The 23,968-nt window shown below is 73.0% G+C and carries 19 protein-coding genes; 5 read left to right on the top strand and 14 right to left on the bottom strand.

Features of this window, described 5'->3' with window-relative positions; genetic code table 11:
* Positions 1-43: 43 nt before the first annotated feature.
* Positions 44-928 carry a RimK family alpha-L-glutamate ligase gene (locus ACFWM2_RS23495; protein ID WP_383283144.1) on the top strand — a complete coding sequence of 295 codons (885 nt, stop codon included), beginning with the start codon at positions 44-46 and terminating at the stop codon, positions 926-928.
* Here the strand turns inward: ACFWM2_RS23495 and ACFWM2_RS23490 are convergent.
* The 10 genes from ACFWM2_RS23490 to ACFWM2_RS23445 all read right to left on the bottom strand — a co-directional run bounded on the left by ACFWM2_RS23490 (position 912) and on the right by ACFWM2_RS23445 (position 13,315).
* Entirely contained in the window at positions 912-1,514 is a 603-nt protein-coding gene (locus ACFWM2_RS23490) for a hypothetical protein (RefSeq protein WP_383283141.1), read from the bottom strand. The two genes, ACFWM2_RS23495 and ACFWM2_RS23490, sit on opposite strands and share 17 nt — an antisense overlap.
* Positions 1,420-2,298, bottom strand: coding sequence for an FkbM family methyltransferase (locus tag ACFWM2_RS23485; protein ID WP_383283138.1), 879 nt, complete (start codon positions 2,296-2,298; stop codon positions 1,420-1,422). The genes ACFWM2_RS23490 and ACFWM2_RS23485 overlap by 95 nt, the downstream gene beginning before the upstream one ends.
* Positions 2,295-2,528 carry a Trm112 family protein gene (locus ACFWM2_RS23480; protein ID WP_383283135.1) on the bottom strand — a complete coding sequence of 78 codons (234 nt, stop codon included), beginning with the start codon at positions 2,526-2,528 and terminating at the stop codon, positions 2,295-2,297. The genes ACFWM2_RS23485 and ACFWM2_RS23480 overlap by 4 nt, the downstream gene beginning before the upstream one ends.
* Positions 2,525-3,430 carry a DMT family transporter gene (locus ACFWM2_RS23475; protein ID WP_383283727.1) on the bottom strand — a complete coding sequence of 302 codons (906 nt, stop codon included), beginning with the start codon at positions 3,428-3,430 and terminating at the stop codon, positions 2,525-2,527. Before ACFWM2_RS23475 ends, ACFWM2_RS23480 begins: the two co-directional genes overlap by 4 nt.
* 14 nt (positions 3,431-3,444) lie before the next feature.
* Positions 3,445-4,182 (bottom strand): class I SAM-dependent methyltransferase, encoded by a 738-nt coding sequence (locus ACFWM2_RS23470; RefSeq protein WP_383283132.1) that lies wholly within the window; start codon positions 4,180-4,182, stop codon positions 3,445-3,447.
* Positions 4,179-5,495: a condensation protein gene (locus tag ACFWM2_RS23465; RefSeq protein ID WP_383283129.1), complete on the bottom strand. Its 1,317-nt coding sequence runs from the start codon at positions 5,493-5,495 to the stop codon at positions 4,179-4,181. Before ACFWM2_RS23465 ends, ACFWM2_RS23470 begins: the two co-directional genes overlap by 4 nt.
* Positions 5,492-10,150 carry an alpha-(1->3)-arabinofuranosyltransferase gene (locus ACFWM2_RS23460; protein WP_383283724.1) on the bottom strand — a complete coding sequence of 1,553 codons (4,659 nt, stop codon included), beginning with the start codon at positions 10,148-10,150 and terminating at the stop codon, positions 5,492-5,494. Before ACFWM2_RS23460 ends, ACFWM2_RS23465 begins: the two co-directional genes overlap by 4 nt.
* Complete coding sequence (locus ACFWM2_RS23455; protein WP_383283127.1) at positions 10,147-10,947, bottom strand: class I SAM-dependent methyltransferase; 801 nt, start codon at positions 10,945-10,947, stop codon at positions 10,147-10,149. The genes ACFWM2_RS23460 and ACFWM2_RS23455 overlap by 4 nt, the downstream gene beginning before the upstream one ends.
* Positions 10,944-12,095, bottom strand: a complete 1,152-nt coding sequence (locus tag ACFWM2_RS23450) for a glycosyltransferase family 4 protein (protein ID WP_383283124.1) — start codon at positions 12,093-12,095, stop codon at positions 10,944-10,946. Before ACFWM2_RS23450 ends, ACFWM2_RS23455 begins: the two co-directional genes overlap by 4 nt.
* Before the next feature lie 242 nt (positions 12,096-12,337).
* Positions 12,338-13,315, bottom strand: coding sequence for a DUF3068 domain-containing protein (locus ACFWM2_RS23445; RefSeq protein WP_383283121.1), 978 nt, complete (start codon positions 13,313-13,315; stop codon positions 12,338-12,340).
* A 261-nt stretch (positions 13,316-13,576) separates the two neighbouring features.
* On the opposite strand from ACFWM2_RS23445, the gene ACFWM2_RS23440 reads away from it, so the two are divergent.
* The 4 genes from ACFWM2_RS23440 (at position 13,577) to ACFWM2_RS23425 (ending at position 16,822) form a co-directional block, all read left to right on the top strand.
* Positions 13,577-13,729 carry a hypothetical protein gene (locus ACFWM2_RS23440; protein ID WP_383283118.1) on the top strand — a complete coding sequence of 51 codons (153 nt, stop codon included), beginning with the start codon at positions 13,577-13,579 and terminating at the stop codon, positions 13,727-13,729.
* Between the two features lie 2 nt (positions 13,730-13,731).
* Positions 13,732-14,973, top strand: coding sequence for a helix-turn-helix domain-containing protein (locus ACFWM2_RS23435; protein ID WP_383283115.1), 1,242 nt, complete (start codon positions 13,732-13,734; stop codon positions 14,971-14,973).
* A gap of 230 nt (positions 14,974-15,203) precedes the next feature.
* Positions 15,204-15,977, top strand: a complete 774-nt coding sequence (locus tag ACFWM2_RS23430; RefSeq protein WP_383283112.1) for an IclR family transcriptional regulator — start codon at positions 15,204-15,206, stop codon at positions 15,975-15,977.
* Entirely contained in the window at positions 15,974-16,822 is an 849-nt protein-coding gene (locus ACFWM2_RS23425) for an SMP-30/gluconolactonase/LRE family protein (protein ID WP_383283109.1), read from the top strand. Before ACFWM2_RS23430 ends, ACFWM2_RS23425 begins: the two co-directional genes overlap by 4 nt.
* A 43-nt stretch (positions 16,823-16,865) precedes the next feature.
* Here ACFWM2_RS23425 and ACFWM2_RS23420 read toward each other — a convergent pair whose 3' ends face one another.
* From ACFWM2_RS23420 to ACFWM2_RS23405, 4 genes are all read right to left on the bottom strand, one after another.
* Entirely contained in the window at positions 16,866-19,871 is a 3,006-nt protein-coding gene (locus ACFWM2_RS23420; RefSeq protein ID WP_383283106.1) for a beta-galactosidase, read from the bottom strand.
* Between the two features lie 157 nt (positions 19,872-20,028).
* Complete coding sequence (locus ACFWM2_RS23415) at positions 20,029-20,823, bottom strand: alpha/beta fold hydrolase (RefSeq protein WP_383283103.1); 795 nt, start codon at positions 20,821-20,823, stop codon at positions 20,029-20,031.
* 205 nt (positions 20,824-21,028) lie between these two features.
* The gene (locus tag ACFWM2_RS23410) at positions 21,029-22,627 is read right to left on the bottom strand and encodes a pyridoxal phosphate-dependent aminotransferase (RefSeq protein WP_383283100.1); all 1,599 of its coding nucleotides are present in this window, start codon (positions 22,625-22,627) and stop codon (positions 21,029-21,031) included.
* A 172-nt stretch (positions 22,628-22,799) separates the two neighbouring features.
* Positions 22,800-23,945, bottom strand: coding sequence for an aldose epimerase family protein (locus tag ACFWM2_RS23405; RefSeq protein ID WP_383283097.1), 1,146 nt, complete (start codon positions 23,943-23,945; stop codon positions 22,800-22,802).
* Positions 23,946-23,968 lie beyond the last annotated feature (23 nt).

Below are 23,968 nucleotides of genomic sequence, written 5' to 3'. Positions count from 1 at the left end.
GTTAGCCTGCGGCGGAGACCTGTCGTACGAGGAAGGGGTCGTCGTGGCCCGTATTGCCACCGCCCGTGTCGCGCTCGTCACCTACCGGCCCGACGGGTCGGGGAGGGTGGACCGTGATCTGCCGGTGCTGAAGGGCGCCCTGGACGACGCGGGGGCGGAGGCCGTCGTGACGTACTGGGACGATCCGGAGGTCGACTGGGCGGCCTTCGACCTCGCGTTGATCCGGTCCACGTGGGACTACAGCTGGCGGGTGCCGGAGTTCGTGGCGTGGGCCGAACGCTGCGCGGGGCTCACCCGGCTCGCCAACCCGGCCGACGTCGTGCGGTGGAACACCGACAAGCGGTACCTCGGGGAGCTGGCGGCCGCCGGAGTCGCGGTGGTCCCGACCCGGTATCTCGCGCCCGGCGACCCGCTCGACCTCCCGGACGACCACGCGTACGTCGTGAAGCCGACCGCCGGCGCGGGCGCGCGGCTCGCCGCCCGGTACGCGCCCGGGGAACGGGAGACGGCCGAACGGCAGCTCGCGCGCATGCACGCCGAGGGGCTGACGGCGATGGTGCAGCCGTACGTGGCGAGCATCGACACCGCGGGGGAGCGGGCGCTGCAGCTCTTCGGCGGGCGCCTCCTGCACGCCAGCCGCAAGGGCGCGGTCCTGGAGCCGGGCACGCCGTACGACGGGGTCAAGGTCCCGCATCCGCGGCTGGCACGCTGGGAGCCGACGCCCGCCGAACTCGCCGTCGCGCAGGACGCGTTGGCCGCCGTACCCGGACGTCCCGAGCTGCTCTACGCCCGTGTCGACCTCGTCGACGGCGACGACGGGGAGCCGCAGGTGATGGAGCTGGAACTGGTCGAGCCCAACCTCTTCCTCTGGCTGCACCCGGACTCGCTGCCCCTCGTCACGGAGGCGGTCGTCAAGGCCGCCCGCTGACGGCGACCCGCTGGAGCAGCCCCCAGGTGAACTCGGCCGCGCAGTCGTGACGCACGCCCGAGGCGTCCGGGGCCGAGAAGGCGAGGCCCCAGCGCGTCGGCGCCGTGCCCTCCAGCGGGCGGGCCGGGGCGAACGCGCGGGCGGCCTCGTCGACCGTGCATGACCAGGGGCGCAGGTCGTCCAGCGTCTGCAGGCCGGGACCCGGGGCGCCCGGCGCCCGGACCAGCCACTCGTTCCAGGCCACGCCGTTCGGGGCGACGAGCACCTCGAAGCGGAGGTCGGGCCAGAGCGGGACCGGCCAGCGCAGGGCCTCGCAGGCGAGGTCGCCGATCCGGCGTTGCTCCACCGACTCCGGGGTGCCCAGGATCGAGCGATAGCGCGAGGTGGCCGCCCGGGAGCGCGGGGCGTGCAGCATCGCCTGCCAGCGGCGGTTGGCCTCCCGCATGTCCGCGAGGGAGACGCCCAGCTCGTGGCGGGCGTCCTCGACCAGGTCAGGGTTGTGATCGGCCATGCGGCGCAGCAGGACCAGCTGGAAGTCGAGAGGGGTGAACGGGGTGGCGGGTCGTTTGGCCGGCATGCGCTCCATGGTCGCCCATGCGGTACGCGCCCGGTCGGCGGCCGTCCGGCAGGAACAGCACCGAGTTGACGTACCGGGGACCGCGCAGCGGCAGCACGCGGCGCAGCAGGCCCTGGGAGACGACGTGGGACGTGCGGGCCTGGTGAGCCTCCAGCGGGAAGGACGCCAGGGGCAGCCAGGTGTCGCCGGGCAGCACCCAGCCCGCGTATCCCCGCTCGGCGAGATGGGAGACCACCGGGGCGACCGGCTGGATACGGGACTCCAGCTCGACGAAGAGGGCAGGACGGTCGCGGGCCAGCAGGGCGTCCGCGCCGCGCAGCACGGCCAGTTCGTTGCCGTCCACGTCGATCTTGACGAAGCCGACGTCGTGCAGGTCCAGGCCGTCGAGGGTGACGCAGGGGACCTCCAGGGCGCGGCCGTGGATGTCCCGGCGGACCAGGGAGGACACGCCCCGGTCGCCCGCGTCGCCGGTGGGCAGCCACAGCTGGGCGGTGCCGGGTCGGTCGGAGGCGGCGGCCCTGACCACCCGCACGTTGCCGGGGGTGGCCGATGACAGGAGCCGGGCCAGATGCGGGACCGGTTCCACGGTGACCACCCGGCGGGCCCGGCCGGACAGCCGGCGCGTCCACGGGCCGTACCAGCCGCCGACGTCCACGGCGGTGCCGCAGCCCGGCGGACAGAGGTCGGCGAGCCGGCCCAGCTCGGGCTCGAAGCGCGGATAGACCAGCCGGGCGGCGGCGGCCACCAGGCGGACGGGCAGGAACGGGGCGAGCCGGGCGGCGAGTGTGGTCATGGGGCCATCCGCTTGAGGAGTTCCTCGTGTTCGTCCTCGGTGACCTGCTCCCCGGAGGACGGCAGCAGCTGCGGGATGCCGTCGACGATCGGGTAACGGCGGTGCAGACGCGGGTTGTAGAGCGCCTCGTCGGCCGCCGGGGCCGCCGACTCGTCCGGCCGGAGCAGCCGCAGCGGGCCCTTGTCCAGCGGGCAGGCCAGGATCTTCAGCAGCGGGTCGTCGGGGTTCATGGGGGTGTCAACTCCTTTGCTCCGAGGGAGGGTTGGGGTGCGGCGTCGTGCTTGGGCATGACCAGCAGCACCGACACCGCGAGTACCGTGCCGGCCAGCCGCAGCGCGAGCCGCACCGGCTCGTGCGGCAGCGCCTCACCGAACGCGAGGGTGCCGAGCACCGCGGTGAACAGGCTCGTCACCGTCGTGCAGACCGGCACGATGAGCGAGGCCCGGCAGCGCTGCAGCGCCGCCTGCGACATGACCAGCCCGAACGCACCGGTGAACACCAGCAGATACGGGTACGGCGAGCGCAGCAGCCCGAGCGCCGCCGCGCCGAGACCGCTGGTCGTCAGATAACTCGACACGCCCTTGATGGCCAGCGAGCTCACGCCGTACAACAGACCCACGGCGACGCCGTACTCGACGCCGGTGGTGGGCATGCGGTGCCGGTGGCGGGACCGGCGCTCCGCGGAGCCGTACAGCCACACGCCCGCCGCCAGCGAGGGCACGCAGACGAGCAGGATCAACGGGGCGGGCGCGCTGCGGCTGACCGTGTCCGTGCCCTCGCGCAGGGACAGCACGACCATCAGCAACGCGGCCAGGATCGCCCCGAGCGCGTACCGCTCCCGGCCGCTGGTCTCCTCGCCGAGCAGCCGGGACGAGAGCAGCACCAGCAGGACGAGACCGGACACGAAGATGCCCTGGGCGGCGGCGATCGGCAGGGTGCGGTAGACCGCGAGCTGCGCCCCGAACCCGGCGGCGAGGGACAGCGAGCCGCCGATCCACAGCGGGCTGCCGAGGACCAGCCGCAACAGCCGGGCCGGGCGACGGATGTCCACCTCGGGCAGGGCCGCCAACGCGCGTTTCTCCAGGACGAATCCGGTGCTGTAGAGGACGTTCGCCAGCAGGGCCGCGGCCACTCCCCACCACATGGCTACGTCCTTCGCGCGTGCAGCAGGAGGATCGAGGCGGCCGAGGGGACCGCGCAGGCCAGCCGGTCCAGCGGCCGCAGCGGACGCGGCACGCCGTGGAAGGGCGCACCCCGCAGCCGTACGACCTCGAAGCCGGAGGCGGCCACGAACTCCCGCAGCGCTCGGGCCGTGCAGAGCCGCAGATGGCCCACGACCTCCTTGCCCGGCCGGCCGTGGATCGCCCGCAGACTAACCTCGGAGAAGACCGGCTGGACGCCGGCCAACAGCAGGGCGCGGTTGTACCAGGCGGCGAGATTCGGGGTGGAGAGCATCAGATGGCCGCCGGGGCGCAGCACCCGGCGGATCTCGTCCAGGGCGCTGTCCGGATCCACCAGGTGCTCGATCACCTCGCTGAACAGGACGGCGTCGGCCGACTCGGCCGCGAACGGCAGCCCGCCGTCGGAGAGTTCACCGCGGACGGCGTACGGCAGCCGGGCATGGGCGCGTCTGAGGGCGTCCTGGGACCAGTCGACGCCGACGAGACGGTGGCCGGCGAGGAACGGTGCCGCGGTGGCCGCGGCGGTGCCGTCGCCGCAGCCGATGTCCAGGACGGTCTTCGCGCCCTCGGTGGCCGGGCCGAGGGCGGCGGCCAGCATCCGCGCCTGGCGCAGGCTGCGGGGGGTGCCGGAGGCGACGGGGACGGCCGGGTCCTCGTAGAAGTCGCGCAGGCCCGGTCGTCTCACCGGGGCGGACGTCGTCATGTGCCCTCCTCCGTCGCGTGCAGATAGTGCTCGAACAGGTCGCGGAGGTGGGCGCCGTCGCCGTGGCTGAGCAGGCTGCGCGACCAGCGCAGGGCGAGGTGGAGGCGGCCCGCGGTGGACGCGGTCGTGACGGTCAGACCGCGGGGCATCCGGGCCGGCGCGGAGAACCAGACGGCGCGGGCGAGGCCGGCCTCCTCCCCGAAGTCCAGGGGGTACGGGATGCGGCCGATGTTGCTCAGCAGCGTGGTCGACGTCCAGGGCGCGGCGGCCCTGCGCAGGCCCCGGGTGGCGGCCGCCCGCCAGGCCACCGGGACCACGGGGGCCGTCAACAGCGCGGCTCCGTGGCCCAGTTGGGGGCGGGGCAGGGACTTCAGCGCACGGGTGCGGTCCGCCGTGCGGCGCAGCAGCTCGCTCATCCGGGCCCCGTCCAACTCCTCGGGGGCAAAGGGGACTTCGACGAGCCGTGTGCCGTTTCCGATGGGCATGTCCGTTCCCCGGGGGCGGTCGTCGACCGGCATGGTGATGCGCAGGGGGCGGGGGCGGGCGCCGTGCTCCCGGTTCCAGTGGGCGATCATCAGGGCGGTGGCCGCCATCAGCTGGTCGTTCACCGTGTAGGGCGAGCTTTTGGGGCGGTGCGGGACGGCGAGCTCGGTGACGAGCATGCCGTTGCCGGGGGAGGGCTCGGGCGAACCCTGGGCGACCCGGGCGGGCGGGGTCCAGGTGGAGGGGGTCTCCACCTGGACGGCGGGCGAGGTGTCGGGGGCGCGCACCGGAGGGGCGGCGGGGGAGTTGTCCCGGCCCCCGTAGAGCTCGGCCGCGGTGGCCAGGATGCGCAGACAGGCCGGCCCGTCCAGTGCCGTGTGGTTGATGGTGAGGAAGAGGACGGTGCCCTCGGTCCTTTCGTCCTCGTCGACCACTTCGAGCCGGATCGGCGGTGACGCGGACAGCGGTGGGGCATCGTCCAGCGCCCGTGCCCGCGCGTGCTTGAGCGCGTCGCGGTCCGGCGGCGGGAACGCCACCACGTCCACGTCCGGGCCCGGGGTCAGCTCCCACTCGTAGCGGCGCCGGTACCAGGGGCCCGCCGCCTCGCGCATCAGGATGCGCGGGTGGCGGTGCAGCGCCTCGGTGAAGGCCGTGGTCAGCCGGTCGGGGGCGAGGCGGCCCGGCAGATGGACCTCGATGTGGACGGTCTCGGGCTCCTCCTCCTGGAGGCAGTGCCGGGAGACCTCGTCGACCACCGGGAACGGAACACGAACGGGAGGCCGCGGCGGACCGTCCGTGCCGTCCCGCGCCGGGTGCTCCACCGCGGTCATGTGGCGCCGTCCTTCCCCGTGTCGTCCCGACGGACCGTGTCCTCGGGCGGTGTCGCCCGGAACTTCGGCTTGCGCAGGCCGAACCGCGTGGTGGGCGGGTCGGGGTCGTGCCGCGCCGATTCCGGCCCCCGGGCGGAGACGGTCGGCCCGGCCGCCACCCGCGGGGGGACCCCGGGAGGCGAGGACGCGTCGGCGTCCGGATGCGGCGGGGCACCTGGGGGTGGAGAGGCGTCGGCGCCCGCATACGGCGCTGCACCCGGGGATGGAGACGCCTCGGTGTCGGCCCGCGGCGGGGCGCCCGGGGGTGCAGGCGCGGGGCTCTCCGGTCGCGGGGGTGCACCCGGGGAGGGAGAAGCCGCCTCCGCCCGGTTGGCCGGACCCGTGCCGGAAGGCTCCGAACCGGTGGCCGGACCCGCCCCCGGCCCGCCGCTCTCGCCCCTGCGTCGGCGCGGCAGCGGTGCCGTCGGGGCCTCCGCTCCCGGGGGCGCCGCCGCGCCGGGCGCCGTCCGCCACCGCAGGGTCGACCCCGCCGCGCCGGGCGTGGGCTCCCGCACGCTCACCAGACCCGCGAACAGGCCGATCAGCGCCAGGAGTTGAGCCACCGGCCCGAACGCTCCCGAGTCCTCCGCGGCCGGCGACCCGGCCCCGGTAGCCGCCGCGATCCCCGCCCCCGCGAGGGCGAGGAAGGCGATCGGCACGAGCAGGGTGTGCCGCTTGCGTGCGAGCAGCGCCAGCAACGGGACCAGCAGGGCGAAGAACCCGGCGATGACGACGCCCACCAGGGTCAGCGCCACCAGGCCCAGCCAGGGCCCCGGGTTCGGCGGCACCGGCTGCGGCTCGTCGGGGTTGGGCGAGCGCCGCCGCCACAGCACGAGTCCGACGAGGACCAGGATCCCGACCCCGCCGCCGATCAGCCCGGCCTCGTACGTGGTCGACGGCTCGTACGACAGCTTGACCGTGCCGCCCGCACCGGACGGGATCCGCCAGCCCTGCTGCCAGCCGTCGAGCCGGACCGGCGTGAGCTTCTTGCCGTCCAGGGTGGCCTGCCAGCCGTCGTTGAAGTTCTCGTACGTCGTCAGGTACGAGGCCGCGCCCGAGCCGACGCTCACCTCCCGGCGGTCGCCCAGCCAGTCGCGTATCCGAAGGTCGCGTCCGGCGGTGGCGGGCTCGGCGACCGTGCCGTTCGTCAGCGTCACGTCCGTCACCGTCAGCGGCCCCGCGTCACCGGCCTCCACCCGGTGCGAGCCGGTCCCGAGCCCCAAGGAGGCGTTCGAGGCGCCTTTCTGGCAGAGCGTCAGGTCGATGGCCCGGCGGTCGACCAGATCCCGTACGGTCCCCTTCGCGCTGGTCTCGTAGAGCTTGCCGTCGACTGCGAGGGTCGGTCCCTTCCCGCACGGGAGCGAGAACGTCCGGGACGGGGAGGGCTGCGGGGTGCGGTACTGGTCGAGGGCCGGGATGTACGCCTCCGTCAGTCCGACCGGAAGCTGCAGATCGTCGTCCGCGACCGGGTTGTGGACCGTCAGGGGCGCAGTCTCGGTGACGGTGATGTCGAGGTGGTCGGTGGTGATGGGGTCGAAGCGCGCCCAGCCGTTCTCGTCGACCCCGACGATCGCCGCGCCGTCCGGGGAGCTGATGCTGATCTTCGTCGGCCGGGTGGAGAGGCCGCCGGCCGGGGCCAGCACGATCGAGCCGACCGGCTGTTTGTCCGGCCAGCTCAGATGGATCGTCGGCCGGTCCCCGGCGATCCAGGCCGTCGTCAGGTCGCCGTCCGTGAGATTGCGCGCCGACAGGCCGGAGCCGAGCTGCGCCGTGGAGTCCGCCGTCGCGACGATCCGGCTCTGCTGCTCGGGCGCGACCTCGTAGAGCAGCTTGTCGAGCTCCTCACCGGGCACCGGGACCGCGCTCGCCTTCACCTCGTACGCCCCCGCCGCCGAGGTCGTGAAGCGGCGGTGCAGGCCCGCCTCGGTGCCCGTCGGGGAGAGTCCGGTGGGGTCGGCGGTGCGGTGCAGCGAGACGATGCCGGCGGAGGCGTCCGAGTCCGCGGCATCCGTCGGGAGCCGCAGCAGACGGGTCACCTGGACGTCCGGCAGGTCGATCTCGGAGAAGCCCGCGCCGGTCAGGCCGGAGTGCCGCTCGGTGGAGTCGACGATCGTGATCTTCAGCCAACTCGACGACCCCGCGCGGGCCTTGATGCGCTGGGTCATGCCGTTGGGCTGGAGATAGCTGGTGACGGAGCCCTTCTCCGTCTCCACCCGCACCCGGGTCGGCGCCGAGCGCACCCCGTCCTGCGGGAGCGGGGTCACCTTGAACGACGACGGCACGTCCACGGAGCCGGTGAACCCGATCCGCAGCCACTGCCCGTCCGCCGAGCCCGCCGCACCCTCCGCCCACGCGGTGCCAGGGTTGCCGTCGAAGGCGTTCACCGGGTCGTACTGGGGCAGGTAGAACAGCCAGTTGCCGGTGGAGGAGGCGGTCACCGAGCGGGCGCCGCGCAGCTCGGCCACCGTCTGATGCCCGGTGCCCGTCACCGGCAGGATCTGGTGCGGCCCCTCGCCCGGATCCTGCACGGCGTCGCTGTCATTGCGCTGGTCGCGGGTGTACGTGTACGAGGTGTTGGCGTTGACCAGCCCGAAACGGGTGTCGGCCCGTCGCAGCCCGTCGCCGGTCACCTGGATCTCGGGCGTGCCGAGACCGGGGTGGTTGTCGCCGGTCAGCACGGTGGCCCGGCCGCGCAGCGCCGGGTCGGCGGACAGCGGCAGCAGCGCCTCGGGGCCGCCCGAGACGACGGCGGTGTCGGCGACCGCCGTGAGCCCCGCCTGTCCGGGCCGTGGCACGTCCTGGCTCACCGGCTCGTAGACCTCGACCGCGCGCTGCCGCGGATACAGGCCCTCGACCTGCAGGGGGGTGCCGTTCGCTATCCGCCCGCCGGTCATCACCGGCCCGAACCCGGTCACGCGCCGGTACCCGGACTGCTCCAGGGTCCGCTTCACGGTCGGGGTCGGGACGTAGCCGAGCTGGTCGGGATCGAGATCGTTGCGGACGACGACGTAGTAGAGGCCCGCACGGCTCAAGTAGTCGGCGAGGCCGGGGACTTCGGCGCCGGTCGTCAGGGCCTGCTCGACCGCGTCCATGGCGCGCCGGTTGCCCGCGGTACCGAAGGGGACGTAGTCCCGTTGCGCCCAACGCGAGTCGGCGAGGACGTCGAGGGGCTGGTCGATGGGGGAGCCCCAGGTGTAGATGCCGTGCGCGGTGGCGGGGACGACGAGGGCGCGGGAGTCCGGGGAGTACTTCTCCAGCCAGTCGGCCGTGGTCTGCCAGTACTTGGGGAGTTCCTGGAACGAACCCGGGTTCAGGATCGACCCGTTGAGATACGGCAGGGCGAGCCCCGGCACGATCAGTACGGCCGCGATCAGCGGGGCGAACCGGCGGCCGCGGACCCGGCGGGCCCCGCGCTCCGAGGAGGCGACGCCCACCAGATGGGCCAGCCCCAGCACGAGGGCGAGCGCCAGCCCGGTCTGGAACTTGTAGATGTTCCGGAAGGGGACAAGACCGCCGTTCAGCCAGTCCTGCACGACGCCGTGGAAGGGCGCGCCGAACGAACCGCCGTACCCCGCCAGGGTGATGAGCGCGACCGTGAGCACGGTCAGGACCAGCCATCTGCGCTCGGGCATGTCCCGCCGGGCGAGACCGGCGAGACCGAGGCCGGCCGCGAGCGCCGAGCAGAGGATCACCAGCACCGAGGAGACGACGGTCCAGCCGGCCGGCAGCCAGGCCTCACCGAAGTGCAGATACGCGACCCAGTTGCCGGCCCCGCGCAGGGTCTCGGTCGCGGACATGGTGGCGGTCGTGGTCCCCGAAGTCTCCACGTACGGCAGGAAGTTCTCGCCGTAGATGCCGAGCAGCAGCAGCGGGACGACCCACCAGGCGGTCGCCAGGATCACTCCCGGCACCCACCAGGCGATCAGCTTGCGCTGCCGGGGCCCGCGCGGACGCGAGAGGAGATAGAGGCCGACGGGGAGCAGCGACGCCAGGGTCGCGGCCGCGTTCACCCCGCCCATGAAGGGGATGACCAGCGCCGAGCGCAGCGCCGCGACACGGGCCGTGTACCGCTCGTTGGTCAGCGGCAGCAGCACCCAGGGCAGCAGGGCGCCCGGGAGCGCGGCGGCCGAGGTCGAACCGACGACGATGGTGAACACCGGCCACAGCGCGTACGCCACCGCGGCGAGCAGCCGGGAGCCGCCGCTGCCTATTCGGAGCCGCTCGGCCAGCCGCAGCGCACCCCAGAACGCGACGGACACCACGAGCGACAGCCACAGCCGCTCCGCCAGCCACACCGGGAGATGCACCAGCTTGCACAGGCCGTAGAACGGCAGCATCGGCCAGGCATAGCCCACGTACTGGTCCTGGATCCCGCCGAAGCCGCCCCGGTCGTGCCACAACTGGCCCAGGTCGGAAAGGAATTGCCAGGGGTCGAGCGCGACGCCGAGCTTGGTGTCGAAGGTCGTGCGTCCCGGGTGCACGACCAGGAACAGCACGAACGCCACGGCCCAGAACCCCAGCAGCCAGCGCTTCGACCGCGGCCCCTCCGGTGGGCCGGAGGCGATCGCGGTGGGGCGGACGGCTGCCGGGGGAGGAGCCTGGACCGTGCTCGTCATGCTGGACACCGCCGGAGGATGAGGAGGAGGTTCCAAGTGGCGAACTCGCGCAGCCCCGGCACCTTCGCCACGGCCGACGCGAGGAACGGCCAGTAGCGGGAGCGCGCCGAGACGACCGTGACGTCGTCGCGGGCGCGTACCTGCCGGAGAGTGCTGCCGATGTGCACGGCGTGGAGGTTCTCGCCGAGGGTGTGCTTGGCGTCCTTGCCGGTACGGCGTCGGTAGCGGGCCCGTGCCCGCTCGGCGCCGAGGTAGTGCCAGGGCGCCCACTCGTGACCGCCCCACGGGGACAGCCAGTTGGTGAACGACACGTAGATCAGCCCGTCGGGCCGGGTCACCCGCACCATCTCGCTGAGGAAGGTCCCCGGATCGGCGACGTGCTCCAGGACGTTGGAGGAGAAGCAGACGTCCGCGACCCCGTCCGCCAGCGGCAGCAGATAGCCGTCCGCGACGACGGCGCCCTCGGGCGGCTTCGGCCCCAACTCCCGTACGTCCGGCTCGAAGAGATACGCGTGCGCCCCGCGCCGGCGGAACTCCGAGGTGAAGTAGCCGCCCCCGCCGCCGATGTCCACGACGGTACGGCCCTGGAGCGCGCCGTACGCCTCGACCTGGTCGGCGGCGTCCCGGGCCAGCAGCGAGTAGCAGGCCTCGGGGTCCTCCTGCTCGTGCAGAAAGGCGCGGAAGAGGGCGAGGGACCGGCGTATGGAGGGGTCCTTGAGGCCGGTGCCCGCGCCTCTGCCCCGCTCGGTGCCCGCGCCCGGCCGGGTCGCCCGGCCCGCGCTGCTCGGGGTCCTCATGGCGTCCAGCCCCTCACCGCCTCCGCGGCCACGGCTCCGAACTGGCGGACCGTGTGGTTCCAGCGGAACTGGGCGGCGCGGTCGCGGGCCGCCTTGCCCATCAGCGTGCGGCGGTGGCCGCTGAGCGCGAGGGTGCACCAGGCCGCCGCGAAGGAGGACTCGCCGCGGGCCAGCACGCCCGTCTCGCCGTCCACCACGGAGTCGCGCAGACCGGGTACGTCGAAGGCGATCGCCGGGGTCTCGCGGGCCGCCGCCTCCGTGACCACCAGGCCCCAGCCCTCGACGGCGGAAGGGTGCAGCAGCAACCAGGCGGCACACAGCAGCCGGTGCTTCTCGGCCTCGGAGACATGACCCGTGAACTCCACACCGGGGCCCGCGAGTTGTTCCAGCCGTTCCCGCTCCGGACCGTCGCCGATGATCACCAGCCGGCCGCCGGTGACCGGGCGCACCCGCTCCCACAGCCGCAGCAGCAGATCGATCCGCTTGTACTCGACGAGCCGTCCCATCGCCAGGAACAGCGGCTCGGGCGAGCGCGCGGCGCGCGGCCCCGGCTCCTCGACCCCGTTGTGCACGACCCGGATCCGGTCCCGCTCGACCCCGATCGCGCGCAGGGCGTGGGCCGTCGACGGGGAGACGGCGACCACCAGATTGCGGCGCCGGGCGCCGGTCAGCGCCCAGTGTTCGAGTCTTCGGCCGATCCGCGCGGCGGGTGCCAGCGCACCGCCGAAGCGCATCCGCCACAGATCGGTGTGGACGTGGTTGACCAGGCAGAGCGTGGGGCCGCGGTGCCACAGCGGTGCCAAATACGGCATCCCGTTGCACACCTCGACCAGCAGGTCGCAGTCCCCGACCTCGCGGTGGAAGGCGGGGCGGGCGCGCAGATAGTGCCCGAGGTCGCTGCCCGCCGAGACGACCCGGTAGTCACGGTAGGCCGTGGGACCTCCGCACAGCAGCGTGACCTGGTGGCCGAGCTGCGTCAGGCCGCCGGCGAGCCGGTCGACCAGGAGTTCCGAGCCGCCCGCCGCGGGGTTGTCGAGGTCCCGGCGGGCGAGGAAAACGATTCGGCGCGGGTGTGGGGGGAGCGCCGGAGGGTACTGCGCGGAGCGCGGGAACGCCTCACGCAGCGAGGAAGGTACGTGCTGGGGCATAGGTGCTCCAACTCGTCTCAGGGTGCGGAACTCAGTGTGGGGGCCGGGCGTGGAGCAGGCGCGGATCTTCGGTCTGCGGGTGGGCCTCTCGGATCTGCGGATCTGTGCGGGATGCGGGTGCCGGCTGTAGCGGGGATGTGCGGGAGCTGTGCTCGGGTGGGGGTGGACAGTTTTCGCCCAGTGGTTCGATGCTGCTACTCACCGAGGTGACAATTTCCGGGGTTTGTGGAGCTGACGCCACATCACATCGTGAGCGGAAGCTGGGAGGACTCGGACGTTTCGGGATGTGGACGCCCGCGTACCACCAAAACGACACCCGCGGCGGCGAGCAGGAACCCCAGCACAGCGGCTCCTACGGGCAACGTCTGCCCCACCATGCGAAGTTGACCGCTCTCCTTCTTCGCCTGGTCCACCGCGAACTGCTGGGTGTCCGCGGTGAACGACAGCTTCCGGCTGTCCAGGAGCACCGCCGCGTCCTTCTTGCCGTCCGGGGCGCGCAGGGTCTTGCGCGGGCCGACCTGGGCGTAGATCACCCGGCCGGTCCGCTGGTCCACGACGAGCTCGATGAGGTGGTTGGCGTACCACTCCTCGGCGAGCACCTGGCTGCGCGCCGGCTGCCCGACGATGGCGCCCGGCACCAGACGGGTTCCGGTCCTGGTCGCGGGCACGGTGCCGGTGAAGCGGTAGCCCTCGTATCCGCGGATCTTCTTGGTGCCGCGGTAGTTCAACGTCACCGTCGCGCCAAGGGAGTTGTCCCACCAGCGGTAGGCGCGTTTCTGCACGTCGAACGGGAATTTGAGGTAGGCCTCGCCCTCGATGTACGGCTTCTCCTGGCAGCAGTGCACCGGCGCGTTGGTCCTCCGGTCGGTGACCCACCGGTGGGGTGTGAACTCCAGCGCGTCGTGGGGGTCGGCCGCGGGCAGCGACTTGTCCGTGTCGACCGTCGTCGTCACGTCCCAGACCGCCTTCCCGCTGCGTTCGCTGTCGGCGACGTCGCCCCGCACCTGCTGGGTCACAGTGATCTTCTGGTCGGGCACGGTCTTGACCTTGTCCACGTCGAAGACGCTGCCCGAACCGGTGTAGACGGCGGTGGTGTCGATGTCGACGGGGTTCACGGCGGCACGTGGCTGCACGTACCAGGCGAGCAGCGGGGCCAGTACCAGCAGGAAGGTGCCCAGGCCCAGCAGGACCAGGGAGACGGGTGAGGCTTTCCGGCGCATCCGGGCACTCCAGAGGCTTGAGGCGGCTCGGCGGACGCGTGATACCGGGTGATACGTGGTGATACGCGTGCCTCGACACCAGGAGGGAAAGTGCACGTGCGGTATGGGCCGGGAACCGTAGGCGCACCCTTGACGGGGTGTCAATGCATTGTCGAGACTGAGGACTTGCCGGGCGGGGCCGGCGTGGGACAGACCGCACCGGTTCGCCGGTGCGGGCGACCGGGGTGGGGACGACCTCCGACAGAGAGGCTGACCCTGCGCATGTCCAGACTGCTCGCTGCCGCACTGACGGTCGCGGCCGCCGCCGTACTCGCGGTCGGTGCCGCACTCGGCATCGTCGCGCTGCTCGACGCGACCCCGGACCAGCCGAACACACCGCTGATCACCTACGAGCATGCCGCTCAGGAGCGCTGACCGTGACCTCCCGCCCGGGGGCCGTCACCGTGCGCTCGGCCTGGCTCGACGTCCCGCCCCTCCAGGTACGGCAGTTCGCGGCGCTCGCGATGGCCGAGGCGCCGGTGCTGGCCGAGGAGATCCTGCACGAGATCCGCCGGGAGTACCCGCAGCTGCCCCTCGTGCTCGACGACTCCGGCGAGCCGATGGCCCTGGTCGGGATCCGCCGGGCGATCGAGGTCTTCGTCCAGCACCTGGAGACCGCCGAGGGCCGCCCGCGCGTCCACCCCGAGGTCTTCCAGGAGTTCGGCCGGGGCGAGGGTCTCAACGGCCGCAGCCTGGACTCGCTCCAGGCGATCTACCGGCTGGGGGTCCGGCTCGCCTGGCGCCGCTTCGCCGAGATCGGCCAGCGGGTCGACATCCCGCCACCGGCGATGTACGAACTCGTCGACGCGGGCTACGAGTACCTCGACGGACTGGTCGACCAGTCCGTCCGCGGCTATGCCGAGGCCGCCGCCCGGCAGGCCGGGGAGCGCCTGCGCCTCCAGCGCCGCCTGATGGAGCTGCTCCTCGCCGAGCACACCCGGGGAGACCCCGCCGACGCGCTGATCGAACGCGCCGCCCGGGTCGGCTGGCCGCTGCCCGACAAGGTCGCCGTCGGCGTCCTGCTGCGCCCGGCCCGCGAGGCCGTCGCCCCCGCCGTCGGCCAGAGCGTGCTGCTCGACATGGAGTACGAGCAGCCCCGCATGGTCGTGCCCGAACCGGACGCGGCCGGCCGGCCCGAGCTGCTGCACCGCGCGCTCACCGGCTGGGCCGGGGCGATCGGGCCGCCGGTGCCGCTGGCCGACGCGGCGAAGTCGCTGCGCTGGGCGGAGGCGGCGGTACGGCTCATGGAGCGCCGGCTGCTGCCGGGCGGCGAGGTGCTGCACTGCACGGAACACACGGAGGCGCTGGTCCTGCTCCAGCCCGAGGAGCTGATCGACGACCTCGCGCTGCGCTGCCTCGCGCCCCTCGCCCACTGCGGCCCCACCCACGGCCGCCGCCTCGCGGAGACCCTGCTCGCTTGGCTGGAAACCCGCGGGGGCGCGCCCGAGGTCGCCGCCCGGCTCGGGGTCCATCCGCAGACCGTCCGCTACCGCCTCCGGCAGATCCGGGAGCTGTGGGGCGACGAGGTCGACGATCCGGACCGGCGGTTCGAGCTGGAGCTGGTGCTGCGGGCGCAGCGCCTCCGCGGCGAGCTCGGCGACCCTCGCCCGCGCCGCTGACGTCCGGCCGGGGCCTTGCGCGGGCGCCCCTGCCCACCGCCGGACCCGCCCATCAGGCATCCGGTCGCCAGGCACCCGACGCTGCCCTGCCGTCGGTTTCCGGCCGCCCACCCGACCCTGCGGGCGGCCGTGCGGGCACCCGCCCATTGCCCGGCCAAGCCCACTATGACTAGCCTGTGTTCGTCATCCCGATCGCCTGTTGAAATTTCGAACAAAGGGAGGGGCCGCTCGTGGGACGCCTCGTACCTGCCGTGACTCGCGCTCTCGACATACTGGAGCTCTTCCTCGACGGGGACGGCACGCTCTCCGCTCCCGACATCGTGCGCCGGCTCCAGCTCCCGCGCACCACCGTGCACGAGCTGGTCACCACGCTCGCCGCGCGGTCGTACATCGTGCAGGTGCCGGGCCAGCCCGGACGCTACCGGCTCGGCGTGCGGCCGTACCAGCTCGGCAGCCGGTACGCCGAGCAGCTGGACCTCGCCGCCGAGGGGCAGCAGGTCGCCCGGTCGGTCGCCGAGACCTGCGACGAGACCGTGCACGTGGCCATCCTCGAAGGCACCGACGTCATCTACATCGCCAAGGTGGACTCCACGCACGCCGTGCGCATGGTGTCCGCGGCCGGGCGCCGGCTGCCCGCGCACTGCACCTCCGTCGGCAAGATGCTGCTCGCCTCGCTCCCCGAGCCGGAGCTGGCCTCCCGCATCCCCGACAACGCCCGGCTGGCCGCGATGACGCCGAACAGCATCACCGAGCCGGCCGCCCTGCGTGAGGCCCTCACCGAGATCCGCCGGCGCGGCCTCGCCGTGGAGAGCCGTGAGTCCAACCCGGACGTCAGCTGCGTCGCCGCCCCGGTCCGCGACCGCACGGGACAGGTCGTCGCCGCCCTCTCCATCTCCGTACCGATGATCCGCTGGAGCGATGAGCGCCGGGTCGAGCTGGAGCAGCTGGCCGCCAAGGGCGCCGCCGAGCTGTCCGAGCGGCTCGGGTACCGGAGCGTGGGATGACGGCCGTCGAGGTCGCGGTCCACGCGGCCGCGTCGCTCGGCGAGGGGCCCACCTGGGACGCGGCCGGGCAGCGGCTGATCTGGGTGGACATCCTCGGCTCCCGGGTGCACACCTACGACCCGGTCTCCGGGCGCCGCACCGTCATGGTCACCGAGCAGCACGTGGGCGCGGCGAAACCCCGGGCGGGCGGCGGTCTGGTCGTCAACCTCCGCGACGGCGTGGGGCTCTACGGACCACAGGGCGCGGCCGGTGGCTTCCGGTGGCTGCACCGCGAGCCCGTCCCCGGCCGCCGGGGCAACGACGCGGCGGTCGCGCCCGACGGCACGTTGTGGGCCGGCACCATGCGCTACGACGAGGCGCCGGGCGGCGGCACGCTGTCCCGGATCGCGCCGGACGGCGGGACCCGCACGGTCCTCGACGACGTCGCCGTCAGCAACGGCACGGGCTGGAGTCCCGACGGACGACTCCTCTACTACGTCGACTCGCCGACCCGGCGGATCGACGTCTTCGACTTCGACGGCCAACAGCCCTCCGGGCGAAGGCCGTTGGCGGTCGTCGACGCCGGCTTCCCCGACGGGCTCACCGTCGACGCCGACGGCTGTGTCTGGGTGGCCCTGTGGGACGGCGGAGCGGTCCGCCGCTACACCCCGGACGGCGACCTCGACCGCGTGATCGAGCTCCCGGTGCGCCGCCCCACGGCCTGCGCGTTCGGCGGCGCAGGACTCACCGACCTGTACATCACCACGGCCCGTACGGGACTTGACGCGCCGCACCCGATGTCGGGCTCGTTGCTCGTGGTGCCCGGCGCGGGCAAGGGACTGCCCCAGCCTCCCTTCGCCGGATAGCGGCCGACCGCGCCGGCCTTCCCCGGCGCGGCCACGGCGAGGCTCAGGACGCGCGCCCGCGTTTGGACGCCCGCCCCGGGGAGTCCGCCGGGGTCACCGGAACCCCTCCGGCCGCGCTGCCCAGCAGGGTCAGCGTCACCTCGCCCGGACCCGACGGTGTGGTGCCGTCGGACAGGACGGCCAGGGCGAGGGTGTTGGCACCCCGGGTGCGCAGCACCCCGTTCGGCAGGACGAAGGTGTGCTGGGGGCCGACGTCGTTGATGTACTGCCCCATGTTCCAGCCGTTGAGGAAGATCTGGACGCGGTACGCGCGGGCCGGGTCGTCGGCGAAGGTGAGACCGATCGAGGCGTCCACCCCCGAGTCCACGTTCAGCCGGAAGCCCGTCCGGTACCAGGAGACACCCTGCCGCCGGTCCGCGCGCGGGAAGTCCACCAGGTCCCAGTCGCCGTCCGCGAAGCCCGGCAGATGCCAGCCGTTGCGCTCCCCGTACAGACCTCCGTTGTTGAGGGGGCCGCGCACCGGGTCGGTGCCCGTCTCGCCCTGGAGGCGCCAACTCAGTCCGGGAGAAGCCCCGTTGAAGGTGACGGCGGTCAGGCCGCGGGCCGCCTTGTGGGTGTCGTTCGCCTTGCCGTCCTGGTCGTGCTGCATCCGGCGGACGAGCACGGAGAGCACGTGCGGTCCCGGCGTGCGCACCTCGACGGGGAAGGTCGCGGTCGCGGTCCAGGTGCCCTGCCGGACGGTCTTGGCGTCCGGGACCGGCATCCGGTGCGTGCCGAGCGGTCTGCCGTCCAGCCACGCCATCAACAGCCCCTGCGTACCGGCGACATAGGCGAGGGACACCGCTGTCGCACCGGCCGCCGCCTCGAAGCGGCCCCGGTACCAGACGTCCCCGTAGTGGAAGCCGTAGTCGTCGCTGAAGAGGACGGGCTGTCCGGCGGGCACCGGGGTCGTGCTGTGGGACGTCGTCTTCTCGGCGGCCGGCCAGGACGAGTCGTCGAAGCCGGGCTCCGACTCGGGGTTCTCGAGCCGGTGGCGCCAGTGGGTGAGGGCGGGCAGTGCCACCGGGCCGACGCCGGGCAGCCGCTGCTCGGTGCGCAGGCTTCCGGAGGTGGTGGTCCGGCATCTCGACGTGCCGTTGTTCCAGACGACTTCGCGCACCCCACGCGGTGCCCAGACCTCCAGGTCCGTGTCCTCGACCGTGTCCCCGGTGAGCCGTACGGTCGCGCCCCGCAGGGCGGCGGTGCGCAGCAGCGCGGGCCCGTGCACCAGGACGGGGCCGGACGGGGTGTCGTGACGCCACAGCCGGGCGGACGCCTCGTCGTCGGCGAGGAGCAGCAGCAGCGGCGTGGACGAACCGCCGCCCTCCACCAACACCCGTACCAGACCGTCGAGTTCGGCCTCCACCCGCAGGACGCCGTCGTCGTACTCGTACTTCACTTCCCCGTCCAGGACGGTGACCGCCGGCTCGCTCGCGTACTCCAGCACGGTCTCCGTCGGGTCTCCCGGCCGGCCCGTGAACACCGCGATGTCCCGGCGTCCGGCGGTGAGCCACAGCATGGGCTGTGCGGTGGAGTACCGCACCGTGCGCCGCCCGAAGGCGAAGCCGGCGGCGAGCAGCCGCGCGTCGAGGCCGGGAACCGAGACGGGGACCGGCCCGCTCGCCCCCGCGAGCGGGACCGAGGCGGTGATCTCGTCGGGCGTGTCGTTGCGCAGGACGTAGAAGTGCGCCTTGGTGTCCGGGTTGACCAGGTGGTACGCCCTGATCCCGGCGCCCCCGTCCGCCTCGTCGTCCGCCCCGCCGAGCGCGATGTCCTCGGCCCGGTCCAGCTTGGCCAGGTCGGGCAGGCAGTGCAGGAGCTGCCCGAGCTGGTGCATCGGGACCAGTTTGGGGGTCGGCTGCCGTGCCTCGTCGAGGGCGGCCCCGTAGTCGTACGACGTGTAGACGACCGGTGCGGGCAGCCAGCCCCAGGACGTGCCGCCGAAGGTCATGTAGACGTTGTGGATCTTGATGCCGTTGGCGAGGTTGGTGAGGTAGAAACGCCGCTCGTACGCCGCGTCCCGGGTCCGGGCCGACTCCGCGTACCCCTTGCCGCCGAACTCCGCCCCGCCCCACGGATCGAACCAGCCGCCCCCGAACTCGGCCAGCAGCCCCGGCGTTGCGGGGCTGGCGGTCGAGCCGCCCTTCGTGCCGCCGACGCCGAAGTAGCCCCAGTCGGGTGGGGGTGCGGACGGTGACGGATAGCCGTCGAAGCCGTACAGGTAACCCCCCTTCTCCCGGCCCGTGTCGAAGGTGCCGGGGGCCCAATAGCCGTTCCGGCCCTTGTCGTTGTGGAAGAGCGGGACGTCGACGCCGTCGGCGCGGACCTTCGCGTACAGATGGGCCATGTAGTCGCGGCCGGCGGGCGCGGTGACGTGGTCCGCGTACTCGTTCTCCAGCTGGTAGAGGACGATCGTGCCGTCGCCCCGGGTGTAGAGGTGGCGGGTGGCGATCCGGTCCACCTCGGTCAGCCACTCGTCGGCGTACTTCAGATATGTGGGGTCGGCGGTCCGGGCGGTGCCCTTGGTGACGGTGAGCCAGCCCGGGAAGCCGCCCGCGTCGATCTCGGCGTTGATGTACGGGCCCGGCCGCAGGATGACGTACAGCCCGGTCTCGGCGGCCGTGCGCAGGAACAGGTCCAGGTCGCGCACGCCCGTGAAGTCGTAGGCGCCGGGCGCGGGGGAGTGGAAGTTCCAGGACACGTAGATGCTGATGGCGTTGTAGCCGTGGGCGCGCAGCTTCTGCAGGACGTCCCGCCACAGCGAGGGGCTCGGCAGCCGGAAGGGGTGCACCTCGCCGGACCACAGCACCAGGCGTCTGCCGTCGATGAGCAGGGAGTACTGGTCGAAGCCGACGGTGTGGGTCCGTCCGTCCGCCGTCGGCGGGCCGGGCGCGGGTCCGGTGGGCGCGGTGCCGGCCGCGTGGACGGCGCCGCCCCCGCTGCCACCGAGCGAGAGGCCGAGCGCGGTGGTTCCGGCGATCGCGCTGAAGGTACGTCTGCTCAACACCAACGGAGTCTCCTCGGGGGGCGCGGGTGCGGCCATTGTCCACAGCGGAACCCCCGACAACGCCCGATGCGGACCCCGGCACGGGCGGATTACGCGGTACGGGCGCCAGGGGCACCCGCTCGCGGCGGCGGGGCAGCCCGGCCGCCGCCCCGCGGCGCGCTCAGCGGGCGTCGAGGAACTCGTCCAGCAGCGGCAGGAGGAGGGAGGTGCGCCGCGTCAGCTGCATATGGGTGGTGGCGGGGAGAACGGCCAGCTCCGACCCGGGGATGAGCCGGTGCATCTCGGCGGCGTGCTCGATGCGCACGAAATCGGTGTCACCGATGACGAGGAGCGTGGGAGCTGTCAGGCCGCGCAGATCGTCCGGGGTCCACGGCAGGGAGGCCGTGGCCGCTGCCGTGCACTTGGCCAGGAGCTCCTGGAAGTGCTCCGGATGCGGGGCGATACGGGCGTACGCGTCGACCATCTGCTCGAAGTCGGCCTGGCCGGGCATGCGCGGCGAGGTGAAGTCGCCCGTGCGGATCTCGTCGTGGTAGCCGTCCTGGGTGAACTGGGCGGAGCCCAGGACCAGCCGTCCGACGCGCTCGGGGTGGCGCACCGCCACCTCCAGCGCGGTGAGCCCGCCCAGGCTGAAGCCGAAGAGGTCGGCCTGCTGGATGCCGAGTTCGTCGAGCAGCGCCACCACGTCCGAGGCCAGGCCCGCCACGGTGATGTCGCGGTCGATGTCGGCGGTGCGACCGTGCCCCTGGAACTCGACGGCCACGACGCGGCGGGAGCGGGCCAGGGCAGGCAGGACGGCGGAGAAGGACAGGTCGATGGTGAGCCCCCCGCCGTGCAGCAGCACCAGCGGGCGCTCGGCAGCGGCCTCCGGGCCCGCGTGCACCTCGTAGTACATCTCGAGGCCGTTGACCTTCGCGTGACCGGTCTCGGTCGGTGAAGTGGTGTCCGCGTGGGTCATGGTGTCGTGTCCGTCCGGTCGTCCGATGCGCTGACACCACTACGACCGCCCGGGCGCCCAGAACTCATCGGTCCCCGCGATCCGGTCCCGACCAGCTCGGCTAGGTCCCGACCCCGGCCGGGCCACCCGTTCTCCTCGCGCCGCTGCCCGGTCCCGGGCAGCCCCCGTCGAGGGCCGCCCGGCACGGCAGGAGCCAGGACCTGTCCTAACCGACCTGGTTGTAGCGCCCGGCGCCCGCGGCCGGCCAGCCCACGACCTGGGGCTGCGGCTGGGGCATCGGCTGGGACTCGGCGGCCGCCTGGACGGGCGAGGGGGCCGGTACGAGCCCTCTGGCCTGGGCCGCGGTCAGCCCGTTCATGGCCCCGTTGGCGGCCCGCGCCGCGGCCGTGGTCGGGAACGCCGCCGCGGCAGGCGTCGGGAACGCCGCCGCGGGAGCCGGGTACATCGCCGGGGTCTGGGCCGGATAGGCCGGGGGAGCCTGCGGCGGGAACGCCTGCGCCGCGGCCGGCGCCGGCACCTGGACCGGGACGGGAGCCGGCGCCGGGACGGGGGCCGGACCGGGCCACGCGCCCGCCTGCGCCGCCAGTCCCGCGATCCCCGCGCCGTTCGTGGCGCTGACCAGCCGGTCCACCGCCGCCGTACCCGAGCTGTAGCTGGTCCCGGTGCCCAGCTCGGGCACGGCGGCTCCCCTCCTGGTCCCGTAGAGCACCTGTTCCAGGCCGGACACCAGGCGACGGACGTCGACCTGGGGGCGCACCACGAGCCGCAGGAAGCGGCTGGACGAACCGATCTTGTTGCCGCACTCGCGGACCAGGATCCGGTGTTCGGTGAGGAGCCGGTCCCGGACCACGGTGCCCTCGGCGCCCACGGGGAGGCGCACGAAGAGGAAGTTCCCCTGGGACGGGTAGACCGTCAGCCCGGGCAGCTGGGCCAGCTGGCCGGCCATGTCGAGCCGGTCGCGGCGCACCTGCTGCAAGCTCTGCAGGTACTCCGCGCCGTGCTCCTTGAGCATGAACACCACGGTCTCCGCGAAGGAGTTGAGGTTCCACTTGGGCAGCGCGGCCCGTATCCTGCCGGCCAGGCTCGGGTTGGCGACGAGGTACCCGAAGCGGATCCCGTGCAGCCCGAAGTTCTTGCCGAGGCTGCGCAGCACGATGACGTTCGGGCGCAGGATCGCCTCCTCGACGACGCTCGGCTCGCTCTCCGCGTCGGCGAACTCCAGGAACGACTCGTCGATGACGATCAGGTCCACGTCCTGGAGCGAGTCCATGAAGGAGACGAGCGTCCGGCGGCCGAGGAAGCCGCCGTCCGGGTTGTTCGGGTTGCAGATGACGGCGACGCGGGTGCCGCGGGCGCGGATGAACTGGATGTACTGCGCAGGGTCCAGGGCGAAACCGCTGGACTCCTGGAGCGGGAACATGTCGACCCGCTTGCCGGTCTCCATCGGCTGGTCGGTCCAGCGGCCGAACGTGGGGACGGGAATGGCGAGCGACTCCCGGACCAGCAGGTGGTCGATCCAGGTGATCAGTTCGGTCGAGCCGTTGCCCATCGCCACGCACTGCGGGGGGAGTTGGAGCAGGCTGCACAGCTCGGCCGTGATGGTGTCGGCGCTGCTCGGGTAGTACGTGATGATCTCGCGCAGCCGGCCGGCCAGATCGTCGAACATGGCCGGTGTGGGGAAGTACGGGTTGCACGGAATGCAGAAGTCGACCGGGCCGGCCCCATCGCTTTCACGCGTCAGCGCAGCCATCGAGGGGCTGTGCGCCGCCGTGCCGCGAAACAGCGAGGTGACGTTGTCGGCCATGGAACCTCCGTAGGGGCGGGCCCGCTGGGGAGGACGGGTCCTCCGGCTGTGGGTGGCCCGTGCGGGGGAGCACGGGCCGCCCTTACATACGGCTACGGAGGTGACGCTGTTCAACTCGTGTGAATGAGGTGAGAGTTCGGCACCCGAGGCAACCCGTGCGACTCCGGGGCCGTCAGCTGCCGAACGAATGCACCGTCGTCGTCCGGTATGTCGCACCGGGCCGCAGCACCGTCGACGGGAAGGACGGCTGGTTGGGCGAGTCCGGGAAGTGCTGGGTCTCCAGGCAGAGCGCGTCGCCCTGCCGGTAGATGTGACCGCCTGTGCCCACGAGCGTGCCGTCCAGGAAGTTGCCGGAGTAGAACTGCAGTCCCGGCTCGGTCGTCGCGATCCTCAGGGTGCGGCCGGAGGACGGGTCGCGCAGGGCCGCGACGGGTTCGGGCCGGGCCGTGATGCCCTTGTCCAGCGCCCAGTTGTGGTCGATGCCCTTGCCGTACAGGAGCTGCTGGTTCGCCTCCCGGATGTCGGCGCCGACGGTCTTCGGGCGCCGGAAGTCGAACGGGGTGCCGGCGACCGCGGCCAGTTCACCGGTGGGGATCAGGCCCGCGTCGACCGGCGTGTAGCGGGACGCGGCGATCCTCAGCTCGTGGTCGTACACCGAGCCGCTGCCCTCGCCCGCCAGGTTCCAGTAGACGTGACTGGTGAGGTTGACGACGGTCGCCCTGTCGGTGGTGGCCGCGTAGTCGACGCGCCAGTCCCCGTGCCGGGTGAGGGTGTAGGTGACCTTCACCCGGAGCGTGCCGGGGTAGCCCATCTCGCCGTCGAGGGCGGTGTAGCGCAGGACGAGGCCCACGTCCGGCCCCGCGGTGAAGCCCTCGACGTCCCAGACGCGCTTGTCGAAGCCCCGGGCGCCGCCGTGCAGGCTGTTCTCCCCGTCGTTGACGGAGAGTTGGTACGTCTTCCCGTCCAGCGTGAACCTGCCCTTTCCGATGCGGTTGCCGTACCGGCCGATGAGCGCGCCGAAGTAGGGGCTGGAGGCGACGTACTCCTCGATGGTGCCGAAGCCGAGGGAGACGTTGCGGTAGCGGCCGTGCCGGTCGGGGATCTCCAGGGACTGGACGATGCCGCCGTACGACAGGACCTTCAGGCGGGTGCCGCCGTTCTCCAGCGACCAGCGATGGACCTTCGTGCCGTCGGCGAGTCGGCCGAAGAGTTCCCTGACGGGCGTCCGGCGATCCGTGGCGCGGGCGGTGCCCGCCGTGGCGGCGGTGAGCCCCGCGGCGGCCGCCGCCGTGATCACAGTGCGTCTGCTTGTTTCCATGTGTGCGGCTCCTGAGACGGGTG

Source organism: Streptomyces sp. NPDC058371 (genome assembly GCF_042723265.1).
GTDB lineage: Bacteria > Actinomycetota > Actinomycetes > Streptomycetales > Streptomycetaceae > Streptomyces.
Note: the sequence above shows the minus strand (reverse complement) of the source record. Positions and strands in the feature narration are given on the sequence as shown.

What these genes read in the sequence shown, in the direction of transcription:
- ACFWM2_RS23490 (WP_383283141.1), bottom strand. Translation starts at nt 1,514, where the DNA reads ATGGAGCGCATGCCGGCCAAACGACCCGCCACCCCGTTCACCCCTCTC.
- ACFWM2_RS23485 (WP_383283138.1), bottom strand. Translation starts at nt 2,298, where the DNA reads ATGACCACACTCGCCGCCCGGCTCGCCCCGTTCCTGCCCGTCCGCCTG.
- ACFWM2_RS23480 (WP_383283135.1), bottom strand. Translation starts at nt 2,528, where the DNA reads ATGAACCCCGACGACCCGCTGCTGAAGATCCTGGCCTGCCCGCTGGAC.
- ACFWM2_RS23470 (WP_383283132.1), bottom strand. Translation starts at nt 4,182, where the DNA reads ATGACGACGTCCGCCCCGGTGAGACGACCGGGCCTGCGCGACTTCTAC.
- ACFWM2_RS23465 (WP_383283129.1), bottom strand. Translation starts at nt 5,495, where the DNA reads ATGACCGCGGTGGAGCACCCGGCGCGGGACGGCACGGACGGTCCGCCG.
- ACFWM2_RS23460 (WP_383283724.1), bottom strand. Translation starts at nt 10,150, where the DNA reads ATGACGAGCACGGTCCAGGCTCCTCCCCCGGCAGCCGTCCGCCCCACC.
- ACFWM2_RS23455 (WP_383283127.1), bottom strand. Translation starts at nt 10,947, where the DNA reads ATGAGGACCCCGAGCAGCGCGGGCCGGGCGACCCGGCCGGGCGCGGGC.
- ACFWM2_RS23450 (WP_383283124.1), bottom strand. Translation starts at nt 12,095, where the DNA reads ATGCCCCAGCACGTACCTTCCTCGCTGCGTGAGGCGTTCCCGCGCTCC.
- ACFWM2_RS23445 (WP_383283121.1), bottom strand. Translation starts at nt 13,315, where the DNA reads ATGCGCCGGAAAGCCTCACCCGTCTCCCTGGTCCTGCTGGGCCTGGGC.
- ACFWM2_RS23440 (WP_383283118.1), top strand. Translation starts at nt 13,577, where the DNA reads ATGTCCAGACTGCTCGCTGCCGCACTGACGGTCGCGGCCGCCGCCGTA.
- ACFWM2_RS23425 (WP_383283109.1), top strand. Translation starts at nt 15,974, where the DNA reads ATGACGGCCGTCGAGGTCGCGGTCCACGCGGCCGCGTCGCTCGGCGAG.
- ACFWM2_RS23415 (WP_383283103.1), bottom strand. Translation starts at nt 20,823, where the DNA reads ATGACCCACGCGGACACCACTTCACCGACCGAGACCGGTCACGCGAAG.
- ACFWM2_RS23410 (WP_383283100.1), bottom strand. Translation starts at nt 22,627, where the DNA reads ATGGCCGACAACGTCACCTCGCTGTTTCGCGGCACGGCGGCGCACAGC.
- ACFWM2_RS23405 (WP_383283097.1), bottom strand. Translation starts at nt 23,945, where the DNA reads ATGGAAACAAGCAGACGCACTGTGATCACGGCGGCGGCCGCCGCGGGG.